We start from the raw sequence: 15,061 nt of genomic DNA, 5'->3' as shown, positions 1-15,061 counted from the left end.
CGTGCCCGCCTTTCACCGCCCCGCGCGGCCCAGCCCGACGATGCTGTTGCCCAGCGCAATGCCGCGGTCGCACATGGCGGTGCCGACCCGCATCTGGCTGCGGTTCCATCCGGCCAGCGCCTCGTCGACGTCGGCCACGCTGCGCAGCGCCTGGGCCAGCGCCATGGCATCGGCCGCCGCCTTGGCCGCGCCGCCGGCCGTGTGCGGGCGCGGGATGAAGGCCGCATCGCCCAGCACGATGGCGCGGCCGAAGACCATCGTCGGCACCCGCAGGTCGGTGATGGCCTGGGCGAAGGGTTCCTCGGTGGCGGCCACCAGGTCGGAGAACGAGGGCGCGAGGGATGCGTGCGCCGCGTTGCGCACGCCCTGCGCGATCTCGGGCCGCAGCGCGCCGGGCGGCACCGAGTACGCCCGGCGCCGGCCGTGGGTGTCGGTCATCGCCGCGTCGAACGGCGCGCCCGCGTCGAGCCGGCGGTGCCAGACCCAGTTCCAGCGGCGCGCGCCGGGCGTGGTGCGGTCGTCCTGCCCGGGCACCAGGTAGGCGAGGAACTGGAAGCCCGGCCCGTCCTGGAACGCGAAGGTGCCGCCCAGCTGGGCGGTGGCCCGTTCCGTCAGCGCGCCCTCGGGCAGCAACCCGCGCCAGGCGGTGTAGCCGGCGTAGGCGGGCGCCAGTTGCGGCAGCACCGCGGCGCGCACGGTCGACAGCGGGCCGTCGGCGCCCACCAGCAGATCGCCGCGTTCCACGCGCCCGCTGGCGAAATGCGCGGTGACGGTGTGGCCGGCGGTCTCGAAGCCGGCCAACGTCTCGCCCCGGTGGCCGATGCCATCGGGCAGTGCGCGGGCCAGCGTGCCGTGCACCAGGCTCCACGAGGTCTGCGTCTGCGGCATGGCCATGCGCTGGAGCACCTGGCCGTGCCGGTCGAGGAAGATGCGGTCGCCCGAGCGCACGCCGAGCGCGCCTTCGTGCGCGATGCCCGCGAAGCGCAAGGCCTGCACCACGTCGGGTTGCAGCACGATGCCGCCGCCGCGGCTGTCCAGCGCGCTCGGCGAGCGCTCGAACACGTCGACGCGCCAACCGATGGCGCGCAGGGCGGTGGCCGTGAACAGGCCGGCCAGCGAGCCGCCGATGACCAGCGCGCGCGGCGGCGCGGCGTCTGTCATGGCCGTCTCCGCTGGGTGGCGATGCGCGGGCGGCTCATGCGCTGAAGAACTTGAGCAGGTCGGCGCTGACCTCGTCCTTGCGCGTGGTGCACAGGCCGTGCGGCGCGCCGGCGTAGACCTTCAGCGTGGCGCCCTTCACCAGCTCCACCGTGCGCAGCGCGGAGTCGGCGATCGGCACGATCTGGTCGTCGTCGCCGTGCAGCACCAGGGTGGGCACGTCGATGCGCTTGAGGTCTTCGGTCATGTCGGTCTCGGAGAAGGCCTTGACGCAGAAGTACGCCGCCGGAAAGCCGGCCTGCATGCCCTGCAGCCAGAACGCCTGGCGCACCGCGTCGGACCGGGCGGCGTCGGGGCGGTTGTAGCCGTAGAAGGGCAGGCTCAGGTCGAGCCAGAACTGCGAGCGGTCCTTCAGCACGCCCGCGCGGATGCCGTCGAACACCTCCATCGGCAGGCCGCCCGGGTTGCTGGCGCTCCTGAGCATCACCGGCGGCACGGCGCCGATCAGCACCACCTTGGCCACACGCGACGTGCCGTGGCGGCCGATGTAGCGCGCCACCTCGCCGCCGCCCGTGGAGTGGCCCACGTGCATGGCGCCCTGCAGGTCGAGCTTGTCGACCAGCGTGGCCAGGTCGTCGGCGTAGGTGTCCATGTCGTTGCCGGTCCACGGCTGGCTGGAGCGGCCGTGGCCGCGCCGGTCGTGCGCGATGCAGCGGTAGCCGCGCTGGGCCAGGTAGAACATCTGGTCTTCGAACGCGTCGGAACTGAGCGGCCAGCCGTGGCTGAAGACCACGGGCGTGCCGCTGCCCCAGTCCTTGTAGTAGATCTCGGTGCCGTCTTGCATGGTCATGGTGGGCATGGCGTGTTCCTCGGTGCGGTTGCAGGTTGAAGGGATCAGCAGGGTTGCTGCGCAGCCTGCGCACCAGACGGTGGGTGGGCTGCGACGCATGCCGTCGGATGCGTGGGCTCCACTGTGGCGGCCGGGCGTTGCAGCGGCGTTGCCCCTGGGGGCAGGCCGCAATGCAGCCGCAATGGCGCGTGTTTCGGACGTAGCAATCGCCGCCGCGCTTGCGGCGTGGTGCAGGCCATGCAGGCCATGCAGGCCATGCGCGTGCCGGGCTTCGCTGCCAGCGCGCGGGCGGACCTCGCTCAGCGCGCGGGCTGCAGGCGCCGGAAGCAGTGCACGGCGTGGTCGTCCACCATGCCGATGGCCTGCATCCAGGCGTAGACGATGGTCGGGCCGACGAACTTGAAGCCGCGCTTCTTGAGGTCCTTGGAGATCGCCTCGGACAGCGGCGTGGACGTGGCGAAGTGCACGCCGTCGCCGCGCAGCACCTTGCCGTCGCTGAAGGCCCAGCAGTAGTCGGCGAAGTCCTCGCCGGCGGCCATCATGGTGTTGTAGATCTGCGCGCCCGCGATGGTGGCCACGATCTTGGCGCGCGCCCGGACGATGCCGGGATCGGCCACCAGCGCCTGGATCTTCGCCTCGTCGTAGCGCGCGACCTTGGCGGGATCGAAGCCGTCGAACGCCAGGCGGAAACCCTCGCGCTTGCGCAGGATGGTGATCCACGAGAGCCCCGCCTGGAAGCCCTCCAGCATCAGCATCTCCCACAGCATGCGCGGGTCGCGTTGCGGGACGCCCCATTCGGTGTCGTGGTAATGCTGGTACAGCGGGTCTGCGCCGCACCAGGTGCAGCGTGGCAGGGCGGTGGAGGTGTTCATGGGAGCGGCATTGTGCCGACGGCGCCTGCGCTTTCGCCTGCTGGCTTGAGGGAGATCAAGGCCTGCACCCGGGCTTGGGCAGATACTGAATCCATCAAAACCACCGGGAGATCGACAGATGAAGATCCTGATCGCCGTCGACGGCAGCGAACAGACCCAGCGCATGCTCGCCTATCTCGCCCAGCACCAGCTGCTGGCCACCGGCAACGAATACACGGTGCTGACCGTGGTGCTGGAATTGCCCAAGCGCGCCGCCTCCTATGTCAATGCCGAGACGGTCAAGGGCTACTACCAGGAAGAGGCCGACAAGGTGCTCGAACCCGTGAAGGCCTTCTTCGCGCAGAAGGGCATCGAGGCGCAGTTCGCGTTCAAGGTCGGCAGCCCCGCGCACGAGCTGGCGCAGACCGCAGAGAGCGGCCGCTACGACCTGCTGGCGCTGGGCAGCCACGGCCACGGCGCACTGGGCAACCTGCTCATGGGCTCGGTCGCCACCAAGGTGGTGAGCCAGTGCAAGGTGCCGGTGCTGCTGCTGCGCTGAAACGGTTCTTGCAGCCGCCCGAATCGTTGCCTCGGCGCAACGATTCGGCTTAGTTCGGGCAGGGGCCGACGTAAACTCGCCGTCCCCCGCCAGCCAGGCATGCGTCCGCATGACGCCATGTGCCGAGCCAGCCAACCAAATCACTTTGGGTGAGCTCGCCAATGCCTGTCCGTTCCTCCTTCTTGCGCACCGCTGCCGGCTGCGCGTTGACGCCGCTGGCCCTGTGCCTGTCGCATGCCGTGTGGGCGCAGGCCGAAAGCGGCAGGGCGCTGTCGACCATCACGATCAATGCCAGCGCTGATGCGTCCGCCGAAGGCTTGAAGGCGCCTTACGCGGGCGGCCAGGTGGCACGCGGCGGCCGCGTCGGCGTCCTGGGCAATCAGGATGTCATGGACACCCCGTTCAGCCAGACCAGCTACACGCAGGAACTGATCCAGAACCTGCAGGCCACGAGCATCGGCGATGTGCTCAAGCAGGATCCGACGGTGCGGGTGGCGCGGGGCTTTGGCAACTACCAGCAGCTGTACATCGTGCGCGGGTTTCCGGTGTACTCGGACGACATGACCTACAACGGTTTGTACGGCCTGCTACCACGCCAGTACTTGGCGGCAGAACTGGTCGAGCGCGTCGAAGTCCTGCGCGGTGCCAATGCGTTCGTCAATGGCGCGGCACCCGGCAACAGCGGCCTGGGCGGTTCGATCAACGTGATGCCCAAGCGCGCGCCGAACGAGCCTGTGACGCAGGTGACGGTCGGTGCGGAAAGCGGTCTGCAGGGCTATCTGGCGGCCGACATCGCGCGCCGTTTCGGTCCGGACCAGAGCACTGGCCTGCGCCTCACGGCCGTGCACCGCGACGGCGACACCGCGGTAGACCGCGAGGAACGCGAACTGAGCCTGGTATCCCTGGGAGCCGACTGGCGTAGCCGCAACGTGCGCGTCTCGGCGGACATTGGCTACCAGAAACACGTGCTGCGCCATGCGCGGCCAAGCGTGACCCCATCGGCGACCGCCATTCCGCGCGCCCCAGATTCCGATAGCAACTATGGCCAGGCCTGGACGAATTCGACCGAGCGCGATGTATTCGGCAGCGTGCGCGCCGAGGTCGACCTGAGCGACCAAGTGACGGCTTGGTTGGCGGCTGGTGCACGCCAGGGCAAAGAGCGCAACAACCTGGTTGGCGTGACTGTCGGTGACGCTGCAGGCAACGCCACCGGTTCGCGCTTCGCGAACAAGCGGCAGGACGACATCGCCACCGGCGAAGCAGGCGTACGCGCCAACTTGAGCACTGGCAGCGTACGCCACGAACTGGTGGCCTCCTTGGCGCTATTCAATGCCAAGGAACACAACAACTACGCCGGATCCCTTGCCAGCACCTCGACCAACCTGTACCAGCCAACGCAGACGGCCGAGCCGGCGCTGGACTATTCCTTTGGTGACCTGGAGAACCCGCATGTGACCGGTCGCACGCGCACCCGCAGCCTCGCGTTGGCCGACACCCTGTCGTTCGTCAACGACACCGTGCGCCTGACGCTGGGTGCGCGTCACCAGAACATCGTCAGCTACGGCTACGACTACTCCACTGGTGTGCAGAGCGGAGACGCGTACGACAAGGGCCGTTGGTCGCCTTTGGCAGGCCTGGTCTTCAAGGCCAGCAAGCAGATCTCTTTGTACGCCAACTATGCAGAAGGCCTCGTCCGGGGCGACACCGCCTCGGGCAACGACGCCTCCGGCAACCCGCTGGAGAACCAGGGGCAAGTGTTCGCGCCGGCCGTCACCAAGCAGGCCGAGGTCGGTGCCAAGTTCGACATGGGGCGTGTCGGCGCCACGGTGGCGGTGTTCCAGGCGCGCAAGCCCGTGGGTGCCGTGGTTGGCAGCGTCTTCGTCGGTTCTGCTTACAAGCAGCGCAACCAAGGCATCGAAACAACGTTCTTTGGCGAGCCCGTGCGGGGCCTGCGGCTGCTGGGCGGCCTCACGTACCTGGACACCGACATCCGGGGTCAAGCAGCCATCGGCGCGCCGAAGTGGCAAGGCAATGCCGGTGCCGAATGGGAGGTGCCGGGCGTGAAGGGCTTGTCATTGAACGGCCGCCTGAACTACACGGGCAAGCAATACGCCGACCTGGCGAACACCTTGCAGGTGCGCTCTTGGACCACGCTGGATGTGGGCGCGCGCTACACGTTGCCGGTCGGCCAGAACCTCATGACCTTGCGCGGCAGCGTGACCAACCTGGCCGACCGCAACTACTGGGCCTCGGTCGGCGGCTACCCTGGCGCCAACTATCTGGTGCAAGGCAACCCGCGCACTTTCGTCGTCTCGGCCACATTCGACTTCTGATTCCCAGCAGACGATGCTCAGCACCCGCGCCATCCGCCGCTGGACCTGGACCCACAAGTGGTCCAGCCTCGTCTGCACGGTGTTCATGCTGCTGCTGTGCATCACCGGCCTGCCGCTGATTTTCCACCACGAGATCGGCCACCTGCTGGGCACCGAGATCGAGGCGGCCGCCATGCCGGCCGATGCGCCGCGCGCCGACCTCGACGCCGTGATGCGCACGGCGATCGCGCGCCATCCCACGCTGCAGGGCATGTTCGCCTCGCAGGAAGAGGACGACGACCGCGTCTGGTACGTGACGCTGGCGCCCACGCCCGACGCCACCGCCGGTTTCAAGCAGGTGGCGGTGGACGCGCGCACCGGCCAGGCGCTGGGGGAGCCCTCGCTGGACAGCGGCTTCATGTACGTCATGCGTTCGCTGCACATCGACCTGTTCATCGGCCTGCCGGGCATGCTGTTTCTGGGCCTCATGGGCGTGCTGCTGCTGGCCTCGCTCGTCTCGGGCACCGTGCTGTACGCGCCGTTCATGCGCAAGCTGCGCTTCGGCGAGATCCGGCGCGAGCGCAGCGCGCGCGCCAAGTGGCTGGACCTGCACAACCTGGTGGGCATCGTCACGCTGGTGTGGTTCACGGTGGTGGGCGCCACGGGCGTCATCAACGCCTGGGCCGACCTGCTCGTCAAGTACTACCAGTCGACCGAGGTGGCGGCCATGCTCGCGCCCTACAAGGGCAAGCCGCCGCTGGCCTCGCCCGGCTCGCTGCAGGGCGCGGTGGCCGCGGCGTTGGCGCACGAGCGCGGCATGAAGGTGGCGTTCGTCGCGTTCCCGGGCACCAGCTTCGCGAGCCCGCACCACTACGGCGTGTTCCTGCGCGGGGGCGAGCACGTCACCGCCAAGCTGCTCAAGCCGGTGCTGGTCGACGCCGCCACCAGCCAGGTGACCGACAGCCGCGAGCTGCCCTGGTACCTCAAGACCTTGCTCGTGTCGCAGCCGTTGCACTTCGGCGACTACGGCGGTCTGCCGATGCAGATCCTGTGGGCGCTGCTGGACATCGCCACCATCGTGGTGCTGGCCACGGGCCTGGTGCTGTGGTGGCGCAAGCGGGCGCCCGCCCGGGCGGCCGACACGGCGTCCAGCAGCCGGGTGCGCGCCTGATGCGGCCGTCGTTCTGGCGCCTGTGGGGCTGGCCCCTGGCCATCGGGCTGGCGAGCGGCACCGGCCTCGTCACCGCGCTGCTGGCCGACGGCTGGGCCGACGCCTGGTCGTGGGTCGGCCTGGGTTTGCCGCTCGCCGTCGCCGCCTGGCATGGGTGGCGCCCGGCCAAGGATTCGCCGCCCTAGTTTTCTCGTTTCCACCGCAAGCCCGCAGCTGCCGCCACGTGTCTTGCTCCCCACCCATCTCTGGAAGGAGCTTTTCGTGTCGCACGACATCGCCGGCCCGCGGGCCGCCACCACTGCACTGGCCTTGCTGGCCTGCTGCGCCACCGCCGCCGCACAGGCCTTGCCCGAGGTGCGCGTCACCGACAGCGACACCACCACCACCGAGGGCACCTACACCGCCCGCACGCTGGACATCGGCAAGGCCGGCCTGTCGCCGCGCGAGACGCCGCAGTCCGTCAGCGTCATCACGCGCCAGCAGCTGGACGACCGCAACCTGACCAAGCTGGAGGATGCGCTCAAGTCCACCGTCGGGGTGAACATCACGCGGCTGGACGGGGCCGGCAACTACAACAGCATCCAGGCTCGCGGCTTCGACATCGGCGCCGTGCTGCTGGACGGCCTGCCCATCGCGCAGGGCCCCAACTACGCCACGGCGCTGGACCTGTCGCTGTACGACCGGGTCGAGGTGCTGCGCGGCCCGGCCGGCCTGCTGCAGGGCGCCGGCGAGCCCGGGGGCGCGGTGAACCTGGTGCGCAAGCGTGCGCTCAACAGCCTGCGCATCGGCGGCGGTGCGCAGCTGGGATCGTTCGGCCTGCGCCGCCTGGAGGCCGACCTGACCGGCCCGCTGAATGCGGCCGGCACGCTGCGTGGCCGGGTGGTGGTGGTGGAAGACCGCCGCGACAGCTTCGTCGACCTGCTCTTCTCCAACAAGCATGCCGCCTACGGCACGCTGGAGCTGGACATCGCGCCTTCGACCACGCTGTCGGTTGGCGCGACGCGACAGCGCGTGCGCTCCATGGTCGACCAGGGCCTGCCGGCCTACGCGACGGGCCAGCTGCTGGATGTGCCGCGCAGCACGGTGGTGGGCACGCGTGCGAACCGCCAGGACATGGACACGCGCGATGTGTTCGCCGAACTGGAGCACCGCCTGGGCAACGGCGGCCTGGTGAAGGCGGCGCTGCGCGACGTGCGGCGCGACAACTTCTACCGCTCGGGCCGTGCCAACGGCGCCGTGGCGGCCAACGGCGACTTCGCGTTCGAGACGGTGGACCTGCGGGGCCAGCTCAAGGACCGCAGCGCTGACCTGTACCTCGCCACGCCCTTCACGCTCGCCGGGCGCGAGCACCGCTTGCTGCTGGGCGTCAATCGCAACGAGCGGGAGAGCGGGGAGAACAACTACGCCTACGGTCCGGGCTCCACGGTCAACATCTTCGTGCCGGGCTACGTCGGCATGGCCTATCCGCAGCTCAGGCTGCCGGGCTTCACGGCGACGACCAAGCGCACCGAGACCGCGCTGTACGGCCAGGTGCAGTTCAGCGCCACCGAGCGGCTGCGCCTGCTGGCCGGCGGCCGGCTGAGCTGGGCCGAGGTGGAAGTCGAGCAAGCCAGCGACGGCCAGGTCACGTCGCGCAGCAAGCCGGGCCGCCAGTTCACCCCCAACCTGGCGGCGCTGTTCGACCTCACGCCGCAACTCACCGCCTATACCAGCTATGCCGAGAGCTTCGTGGTGCAGAGCCAGCTCGACAGTGCCCGCCAACTGCTGCCCGCGCGCAGCGCCAAGCAGATCGAGGTGGGGCTCAAGGGCGAGTTCTTGAACAAGCGGCTGCAGACCCAGGCCGCCTTGTTCCGCATCGACGACGTGAACCGCGCGATGGCCGACCCCGTGGTCAGCACCGCCTCCATCCCCGGCGGGGAGGTGCGCAGCGAAGGGCTGGAACTGGAGGCCAGCGGCCAGGTCGCGCCAGGCTGGGATGTGCTGGCCGGCTATGCCTACACCAGGACCGAGTACCTGAAGGCCCCGGCCACGCAACTGGGCCTGGCGTTCGCGCCGTTGACGCCCAGGCATGTGGTCAACCTGTCGAGCCGCTATGCCTTCCGCGATGGCGCGCTGCGCGGTTTCAGCGTGGGCGGCGGCATCTCCTGGCGCAGCAGCTTCTACGCGCAGGCCGGCGCGCTGCGGCTGGTGTCCGGCAACGACGCGTTGGCCAACCTGCAGCTCGGCTACGCCTTCAACGACCACGTCGAGCTGGGGCTGACGGTCGACAACCTGTTCGACAAAACCTACTACGAGAAGGTCTCCGGCCTGGCCAGGCAGAACTTCTACGGCACGCCGCGCAGCGCGGTGCTGGCACTCAAGCTTCGTTACTGACAGGAGAGAGAACCGATGAGGAAGAACACCGCAACACCGGTGCTGCTGGCCGCTGCCCTGGCCGGCGCACCCGCCTGGGGCCAGACCACCGCCGCGCCCCCCGCTCCGGCAGCGCCCACCGCCCCCGCGGCCACCGCCGGCACGCTGGGCGAGATCCGCGTGAACGCCAACGCCGAGCGCGAGACCGCCACCTCGCCCGTGGTGGGCTACCGCGCCAGGCGCGCCGCCACTGCGACCAAGACCGACACCCCGCTGGCCGAGACGCCGCAGGCCGTCACCGTGGTCACGCGCGACCAGCTCGTCGACCAGGGCGCCACCAACCTGCAGGAGGCGCTGGCCTATGCGGCCGGCGTGCGCTCCGATGGCTACGGGCTGGATTCGCGCACCGACTCGGTGATGGTCCGCGGCATCGAGCCGAGCCTGTACCTGGACGGCCTGCAGCAGTACTCGGCCGGCTACTACACCAGCACCATCCGGCCCGACCCCTACACGCTGGAGCGCATCGAGGTGCTGCGCGGCCCCGCCGGCATGCTGTTCGGCGCCGGCACGGCGGCCGGCGTGGTCAACATGGTCAGCAAGCGGCCGCTGCAGGAGGTGCAGCGCGAGGTCGGCGTGCAGTTCGGCAGCTGGGGCCGCAAGCAGGTGCAGGCCGACCTGACGGGGCCGCTCTCGGCCGACTGGTCGTACCGCCTGGTCGCGCTGCACCGCCAGGCCGACACCCAGGTCGACCACGTGCCCGACGACCGCACGGTGGTCGCGCCATCGCTGGCCTGGCGGCCGGACGGTGCCACGTCGCTGGTCCTGCAGGGCTACTGGCAGAAGGACAAGTCGGGCACCACCGCGCAGTTCTTTCCGTGGCACGGCACCCTGCTGGCCAACCCCAACGGCGCCTTGCCCACCAGCCGCTTCATCGGCGAGCCGGGCGATGGCTACGACACCGACCGCCAGTCCTTCGGCTGGCAGTTCGAGCACCGGTTCAACGACCAGTGGACGCTGCGGCAGAATCTGCGCGCTTCGCGCAACCGCAACGACTCCGACTACTTCTACGCCAACTTCTTCGGCAACCGCCCCGACGTGCCGGCCGGCGGCTGGAGCGTGGACCCGGTCAACCAGCGCCTCATCGAGCGCTACTACGGCAGGAGCATCACGCGCACCCGCATGCTGGGCGCGGACACGCATGCCGAAGGCCGCCTGCAGACGGGCGCCGTGCAGCACACCCTGCTGGCCGGGCTGGACTATTCGCGCCAGCGCCAGCGTGTGCGCGAGGGTGCCACCCAGGTCAGCGTGATCGACGCCTATGCGCCGGTCTACGGCGTCGACGTGCCGGACCGCGGCAACCTGGTGGACAGCCCGGGCACGGTGCAGCGCAACGTCGGCGTGTACCTGCAGGACCAGATGAAGCTGGACCGCTGGATCCTGGTCGCCGGCTTGCGGCACGACCGCGCCACGGCCCGCTCCGACGGCAGCGACAGCGAGACGACGACCGCCACGACCAAGCGGCTGGGGTTGATGTACACGCTGCCCGCAGGCTGGTCGCCCTATGTGAGCTACACCGAATCGTTCACGCCGCAGGGTGGCCGCACGGCGGGCGGAGATCTGTTCAAGCCCTTGCGCGGCGAGCAGGTCGAAGCGGGCGTGAAGTACCTGCCCGAAGGCGTGCCCGTCGCGTTCACCGCCTCGGTCTATCGGCTCAAGGAGAAGAACCGCACCGTCTCCGACCCGACCGATCCGAGGGATGGCCTGCAGCTCGACGAGACCCGCAACAAGGGCGTCGAGCTGGAACTGAAGACCTCCGTGGGCCGCCACACGGACGTGATCGCCCATGTGAACTACACCGACGCGGACGCCAAGCTGGGCGGCATGCCGCGGCGCCAGGCCGCGGTCTGGGGCAAGCACCGCTTCGCCATCGCCGGGCTGCCAGGCTTCTCGGTCGGCGCGGGCCTGCGGTTCATGGGCGCGTTCACCGACGAATCCAGCAGCCCGTCGGGCCCGCGCGTGCCGTCGGTCGCGCTGCTGGACCTGATGGTGGCGTACGACACCGACCAGTGGCGCTATGCGCTCAACATCGCCAACGCGACGGACAAGGTCTACATGAGCACCTGCCTGGCGCGCGGCGACTGCTGGGTGGGTGCGCGGCGCAACGTGGTTGCCAGCGCGACCTACCGGTTCTGACGGCGAGCGGACCGCGGCCTGCAGCGGCGGGTGGGGCACCGGTTCGGACCGGGTCGCCGCTGCGTTGGCCAATTAGGAGGCATACCCCTTGCTTTCCAGGGCGGTGTCGGGCCGGAGCATGTTCGCCATGCACCGGCCCGGTGCCATTCCAACGCCAGGAGTTCCATGCCCGATCTGTCCCGTCCGTCCCGTTTTTCCCGTCTGTCCCGCTTCCGTTCATCCGTACTGGCGGCAGGCCTGCTCGCCGCCTGCCTGCCGTCTCAGGCCCAGCCTTTCGTGCTGGAAGAGGCCACGCTCGCGTCCGTCCATGCCGCGTTCAAGGCCGGCACGCTGAGCTGCCAGTCGCTGGTGCAGCAGTACCTGGCCCGCATCGAGGCCTACGACAAGAAGGGGCCGGCGCTGCGCGCCATCATCACCGTCAGCCCGGACGCCATGAAGACGGCGGCCGAGCTGGACCGCCGCTACCGGGAAGGCAAGGGCCCGGTGGGTCCGCTGCACTGCGCGCCCATCGTGCTCAAGGACAACTTCAACACCGCCGACATGCCGACCAGCAGCGGTAACCTGGCGATGAAGGACTCGCGCCCGCGCGCCGATGCGTTCAGCGTTGCCCGCATGCGCGAGGCCGGCGCGCTGATCCTGGCCAAGTCCAACCTGCAGGAGTTCGCGCGCGGCGGCGTGTCGATCAGCAGCCTGGGCGGCCAGGTGCTCAACCCCTATGACCTGACGCGCAACCCCGGTGGCTCCAGCGGTGGCACGGGGGCGGCCATGGCGGCCAACTTCGGCCTGCTGGGAACGGGCAGCGACACGGGCCAGTCGATCCGCTCGCCGGCTTCGGCGAATGCGCTGGTCGGCGTGCGGCCCACGCGCGGCCTGGTCAGCCGCTCGGGCGTGATGCCCAACAGCGCCACGCAGGACGAGATCGGCCCCATCACGCGCACCGTGGCCGATGCCGCGCGCCTGTTGGAGGTGATGGTGGGGTTCGATCCCAAGGACCCGGTCACGGCCCTGGGCGTCGGCAAGCATCCGGCCAGCTACGTGGGCGCACTGCAGGCCGGTGCGCTGAACGGTGCGCGCATCGGCGTGATGGGCAACCTGTACGGGCGCGAGCCGCGCCATGCCGAGGTCAACGCCGTCATGGAACGGGCCATCGCGGCGATGAAATCCATGGGCGCGACCATCGTGCGCTTCGAGCTGCCGGAGTACGACAAGCTGTCGACCCTGGTGGCGACCGACCGCTACGAGGCCCGCACCGTGTTCGACCAGTACTTCGCCGACCTGGGGCCGGGCCAGCCGGTCACCAGCTTCCGCCAGCTGGTCGATTCGAAGACCGCCTCGCCGGCGATCCAGAAGACGCTGGAGGCGGAGATCGCGGTCGAGAACGGCATGGCCGATCCGGCCTACAAGGACCGCACGCTGAACCGCGAGAAGCTGCGCATCCTGGTGGCCAGCCGCATGGCCGAGCTTGGCATCGATGCCATCCTGTACCCGTTGCAGCGGGTGCTGGTGTCGGCAGCGAACCAGGGCGACCAGCCCGAGCGCAACGGCACGCTGTCCAACGGCACCGGCTTTCCCGCGGTGACGTTTCCGGCCGGCTTTTCCACCCCCACGTCGAGTGCGCCGCTGGGCGTTCCGGTCGGCGCCGAGCTGCTGGCCACCGACTACACCGAGCCGCGCCTGCTGGGCTATGCCTATGCGTTCGAGCAGGCCATGCGGGTGCGCAAGCCGCCGGCCAGCACGCCTGCGCTGAAGTAGCCGGTTCTGGCCCGAAGGGGCTCAGTCCGCGGCAATCTGCTGCAGTTGGGATGGGTCCGGCAGCAACAGCTGCTTGCCGGCCTGCAGCACCAGCCCACGCTCGCGCAGCTGGCGCAGTACGCGGGAGAAGGTCTCGGGCGCCATGCCCAGCTGCGCGGCGATCGTGCGCTTGCGCAGCTGCAGCTCGATGCCCACGCGGCCATCGTCGGCGCGCCGGGCATGTTGCAGCAGCCACTGCGCGCAACGCGCTTCGGCGTCCTGCGCCAGCAGGGCCAGCGTGGCCTCGGTCTGGCGGCGCTGCGCCTGCGCCATGTCGATCAGCATGCGGGCGGCGGCTTCGGGCAGGCCGGCGTGCCAGCGCCGCAGTGCTGCCGCCGGCAGGGTGCGCAAGGCCACGGGCCCATCGGCCACCCAGTCGCATGCAGACGGCTGCTCCAGCAATGCCGAGGCCGCGTCGAGCCAGCACGGCCCCTTGAACTCCACGAGGCGGTGGCGCAGCGCACCGCGCTGCAGCAGGCCGGCGACCACGCGGCCGCTTTGCAGGTACAGGGCGGTCTGGGGCACGGACAGGCGCGCGGCCAGCACTTCGCCGGGTGTTGCCGTGCGGATCGGTGCGTCGAGCAGGAGTGCTACGGACAGTGGCATGGCGCCACTGTGACCGAGACCTTGGACCGGCCCTTTGCGCTAGCGCAAGGAAGGCGTGATGGCGTCGGCGGGCCAGCCGATGCGGCCCTGGCCCAGCGTGGCCAGCCGCGTGCGCAGCGCGGCCTCGGCGTCGCCAGCCACCTCGAAGCGCATGTGCACCAGCGGCCCGTGGTCGACGACGAGGGCGCGTGCCCCGGCCGCGTCGAGCGCGCGGCGCACGCCGCCTTCCAGCGCATAGGGCAGCACACAGGCCAGTGTCTGCCAGCGCACCAGCGTGACCTTTTCGGCCACCAGCAGCGGCTGCGCCACGGCATCGGTGTAGGCGCGCACGAGTCCACCGGCGCCCAGCTTGATGCCGCCGAAGTAGCGCACCACGGTGGCCAGCACACCGTCCAGGTCCTGCTGGCGAAGCACGTGCAGCATGGGCCGGCCCGCAGTGCCGCCGGGCTCGCCGTCGTCCACCGCGGCCGAATCGCCGCCGGCCAGCAGCGCCCAGCAGACATGGGCGGCGCCAGGGTGCGCAGCGCGCAGGGCCGCGACCACGCCCAGCGCCCCGGCGCGGTCGGGCACGGGTTGCACGCAGCCGATGAAGCGGCTCTTCTTGATCACGAGTTCGTGGTGGACGGGGCTGGCGATCGTCTGTGGCATGGACCGAGCTTACCCAGCGCCGGTGCCTGGCCCGGGCAGCGCTGGCCATGCCGGCGCGCGGTCGCGGGTGCCGCATGGAAATGGCGCGGAACCTGCTTGGCCGGTTGCGCTGTTACGCCGACGCCGGACCCTTCCCCGTTCCCACATCCCATTGCCTGAAAGCCCGTTGCCATGCCCAAGCGCGCCATCGCCTCCGACCGGGTCTTCAAGCCCGCCCTCCCGTTCGCACAGGCCACGCTGGCCGGTGGTTTCCTGTTTGTCTGCTGTACCGGCCGCAACCTGGAGGGCCAGTTCGCCGTGGGCGACGTGCAGGCGCAGACCCAGCAGGCCATCGACAACATCCGCACGCTGGTCGAGCAAGCCGGCGGCAGCCTGAGCGACGTGGTCAAGTGCACGGTCTACGTGACCGACCGCGCGAACTGGGCGCCCATGAACGCGGTGTACTTCGCCAACTTCGCAGAAGACCCGCCGCACCGTGTGTCGGCCATCGTCAGCGGCCTGGGTTCGCCCGACTGCCTGGTGGAGATCGACGCGACCGCCTACCTGGGCGCCGACTGAGCCGCCGCGCCG

13 protein-coding genes are annotated in these 15,061 nt (G+C 70.0%); 8 read left to right on the top strand and 5 right to left on the bottom strand.

Annotation, left to right across the window (positions count from 1 at the left end; translation table 11 throughout):
* Positions 1-12: 12 nt before the first annotated feature.
* From DES41_RS15110 to DES41_RS15100, 3 genes are all read right to left on the bottom strand, one after another.
* On the bottom strand, positions 13-1,161 hold the full coding sequence (locus tag DES41_RS15110; RefSeq protein ID WP_114468504.1) for an FAD binding domain-containing protein: 1,149 nt from the start codon (positions 1,159-1,161) through the stop codon (positions 13-15).
* Positions 1,162-1,195: 34 nt separating this feature from the next.
* Positions 1,196-2,017 (bottom strand): alpha/beta fold hydrolase, encoded by an 822-nt coding sequence (locus DES41_RS15105; RefSeq protein ID WP_114468503.1) that lies wholly within the window; start codon positions 2,015-2,017, stop codon positions 1,196-1,198.
* Positions 2,018-2,307: 290 nt separating this feature from the next.
* Positions 2,308-2,880, bottom strand: coding sequence for a DNA-3-methyladenine glycosylase I (locus DES41_RS15100; protein WP_114468502.1), 573 nt, complete (start codon positions 2,878-2,880; stop codon positions 2,308-2,310).
* A 118-nt stretch (positions 2,881-2,998) separates the two neighbouring features.
* Here DES41_RS15100 and DES41_RS15095 point away from each other — a divergent pair, with 118 nt between their 5' ends.
* The 7 genes from DES41_RS15095 to DES41_RS15065 all read left to right on the top strand — a co-directional run bounded on the left by DES41_RS15095 (position 2,999) and on the right by DES41_RS15065 (position 13,198).
* The gene (locus tag DES41_RS15095; protein WP_114468501.1) at positions 2,999-3,418 is read left to right on the top strand and encodes a universal stress protein; all 420 of its coding nucleotides are present in this window, start codon (positions 2,999-3,001) and stop codon (positions 3,416-3,418) included.
* Positions 3,419-3,579: 161 nt separating this feature from the next.
* The gene (locus tag DES41_RS15090) at positions 3,580-5,751 is read left to right on the top strand and encodes a TonB-dependent receptor (protein WP_114468500.1); all 2,172 of its coding nucleotides are present in this window, start codon (positions 3,580-3,582) and stop codon (positions 5,749-5,751) included.
* A 13-nt stretch (positions 5,752-5,764) separates the two neighbouring features.
* Entirely contained in the window at positions 5,765-6,901 is a 1,137-nt protein-coding gene (locus tag DES41_RS15085; protein WP_114468499.1) for a PepSY-associated TM helix domain-containing protein, read from the top strand.
* Positions 6,901-7,086, top strand: coding sequence for a hypothetical protein (locus DES41_RS15080; protein ID WP_114468498.1), 186 nt, complete (start codon positions 6,901-6,903; stop codon positions 7,084-7,086). Before DES41_RS15085 ends, DES41_RS15080 begins: the two co-directional genes overlap by 1 nt.
* Before the next feature lie 76 nt (positions 7,087-7,162).
* Positions 7,163-9,274 carry a TonB-dependent siderophore receptor gene (locus DES41_RS15075; RefSeq protein WP_170168186.1) on the top strand — a complete coding sequence of 704 codons (2,112 nt, stop codon included), beginning with the start codon at positions 7,163-7,165 and terminating at the stop codon, positions 9,272-9,274.
* A 15-nt stretch (positions 9,275-9,289) separates the two neighbouring features.
* Complete coding sequence (locus DES41_RS15070) at positions 9,290-11,446, top strand: TonB-dependent siderophore receptor (protein ID WP_114468496.1); 2,157 nt, start codon at positions 9,290-9,292, stop codon at positions 11,444-11,446.
* A 165-nt stretch (positions 11,447-11,611) separates the two neighbouring features.
* Positions 11,612-13,198 (top strand): amidase family protein, encoded by a 1,587-nt coding sequence (locus DES41_RS15065; RefSeq protein ID WP_114468495.1) that lies wholly within the window; start codon positions 11,612-11,614, stop codon positions 13,196-13,198.
* 21 nt (positions 13,199-13,219) lie between these two features.
* Here the strand turns inward: DES41_RS15065 and DES41_RS15060 are convergent, their stop codons facing one another.
* Both DES41_RS15060 and DES41_RS15055 read right to left on the bottom strand, forming a co-directional pair.
* Positions 13,220-13,843: a Crp/Fnr family transcriptional regulator gene (locus DES41_RS15060; RefSeq protein ID WP_114468494.1), complete on the bottom strand. Its 624-nt coding sequence runs from the start codon at positions 13,841-13,843 to the stop codon at positions 13,220-13,222.
* Positions 13,844-13,882: 39 nt separating this feature from the next.
* Positions 13,883-14,491: an IMPACT family protein gene (locus DES41_RS15055; protein WP_114468493.1), complete on the bottom strand. Its 609-nt coding sequence runs from the start codon at positions 14,489-14,491 to the stop codon at positions 13,883-13,885.
* A gap of 171 nt (positions 14,492-14,662) precedes the next feature.
* Here DES41_RS15055 and DES41_RS15050 point away from each other — a divergent pair, with 171 nt between their 5' ends.
* A complete protein-coding gene (locus tag DES41_RS15050) occupies positions 14,663-15,049 on the top strand; it encodes a RidA family protein (RefSeq protein ID WP_114468492.1) in 387 nt (128 codons plus the stop codon).
* Positions 15,050-15,061 lie beyond the last annotated feature (12 nt).

It is taken from the genome of Pseudorhodoferax soli (assembly GCF_003337555.1).
GTDB classification, from domain to species: domain Bacteria; phylum Pseudomonadota; class Gammaproteobacteria; order Burkholderiales; family Burkholderiaceae_C; genus Pseudorhodoferax; species Pseudorhodoferax soli.
Note: the sequence above shows the minus strand (reverse complement) of the source record. Positions and strands in the feature narration are given on the sequence as shown.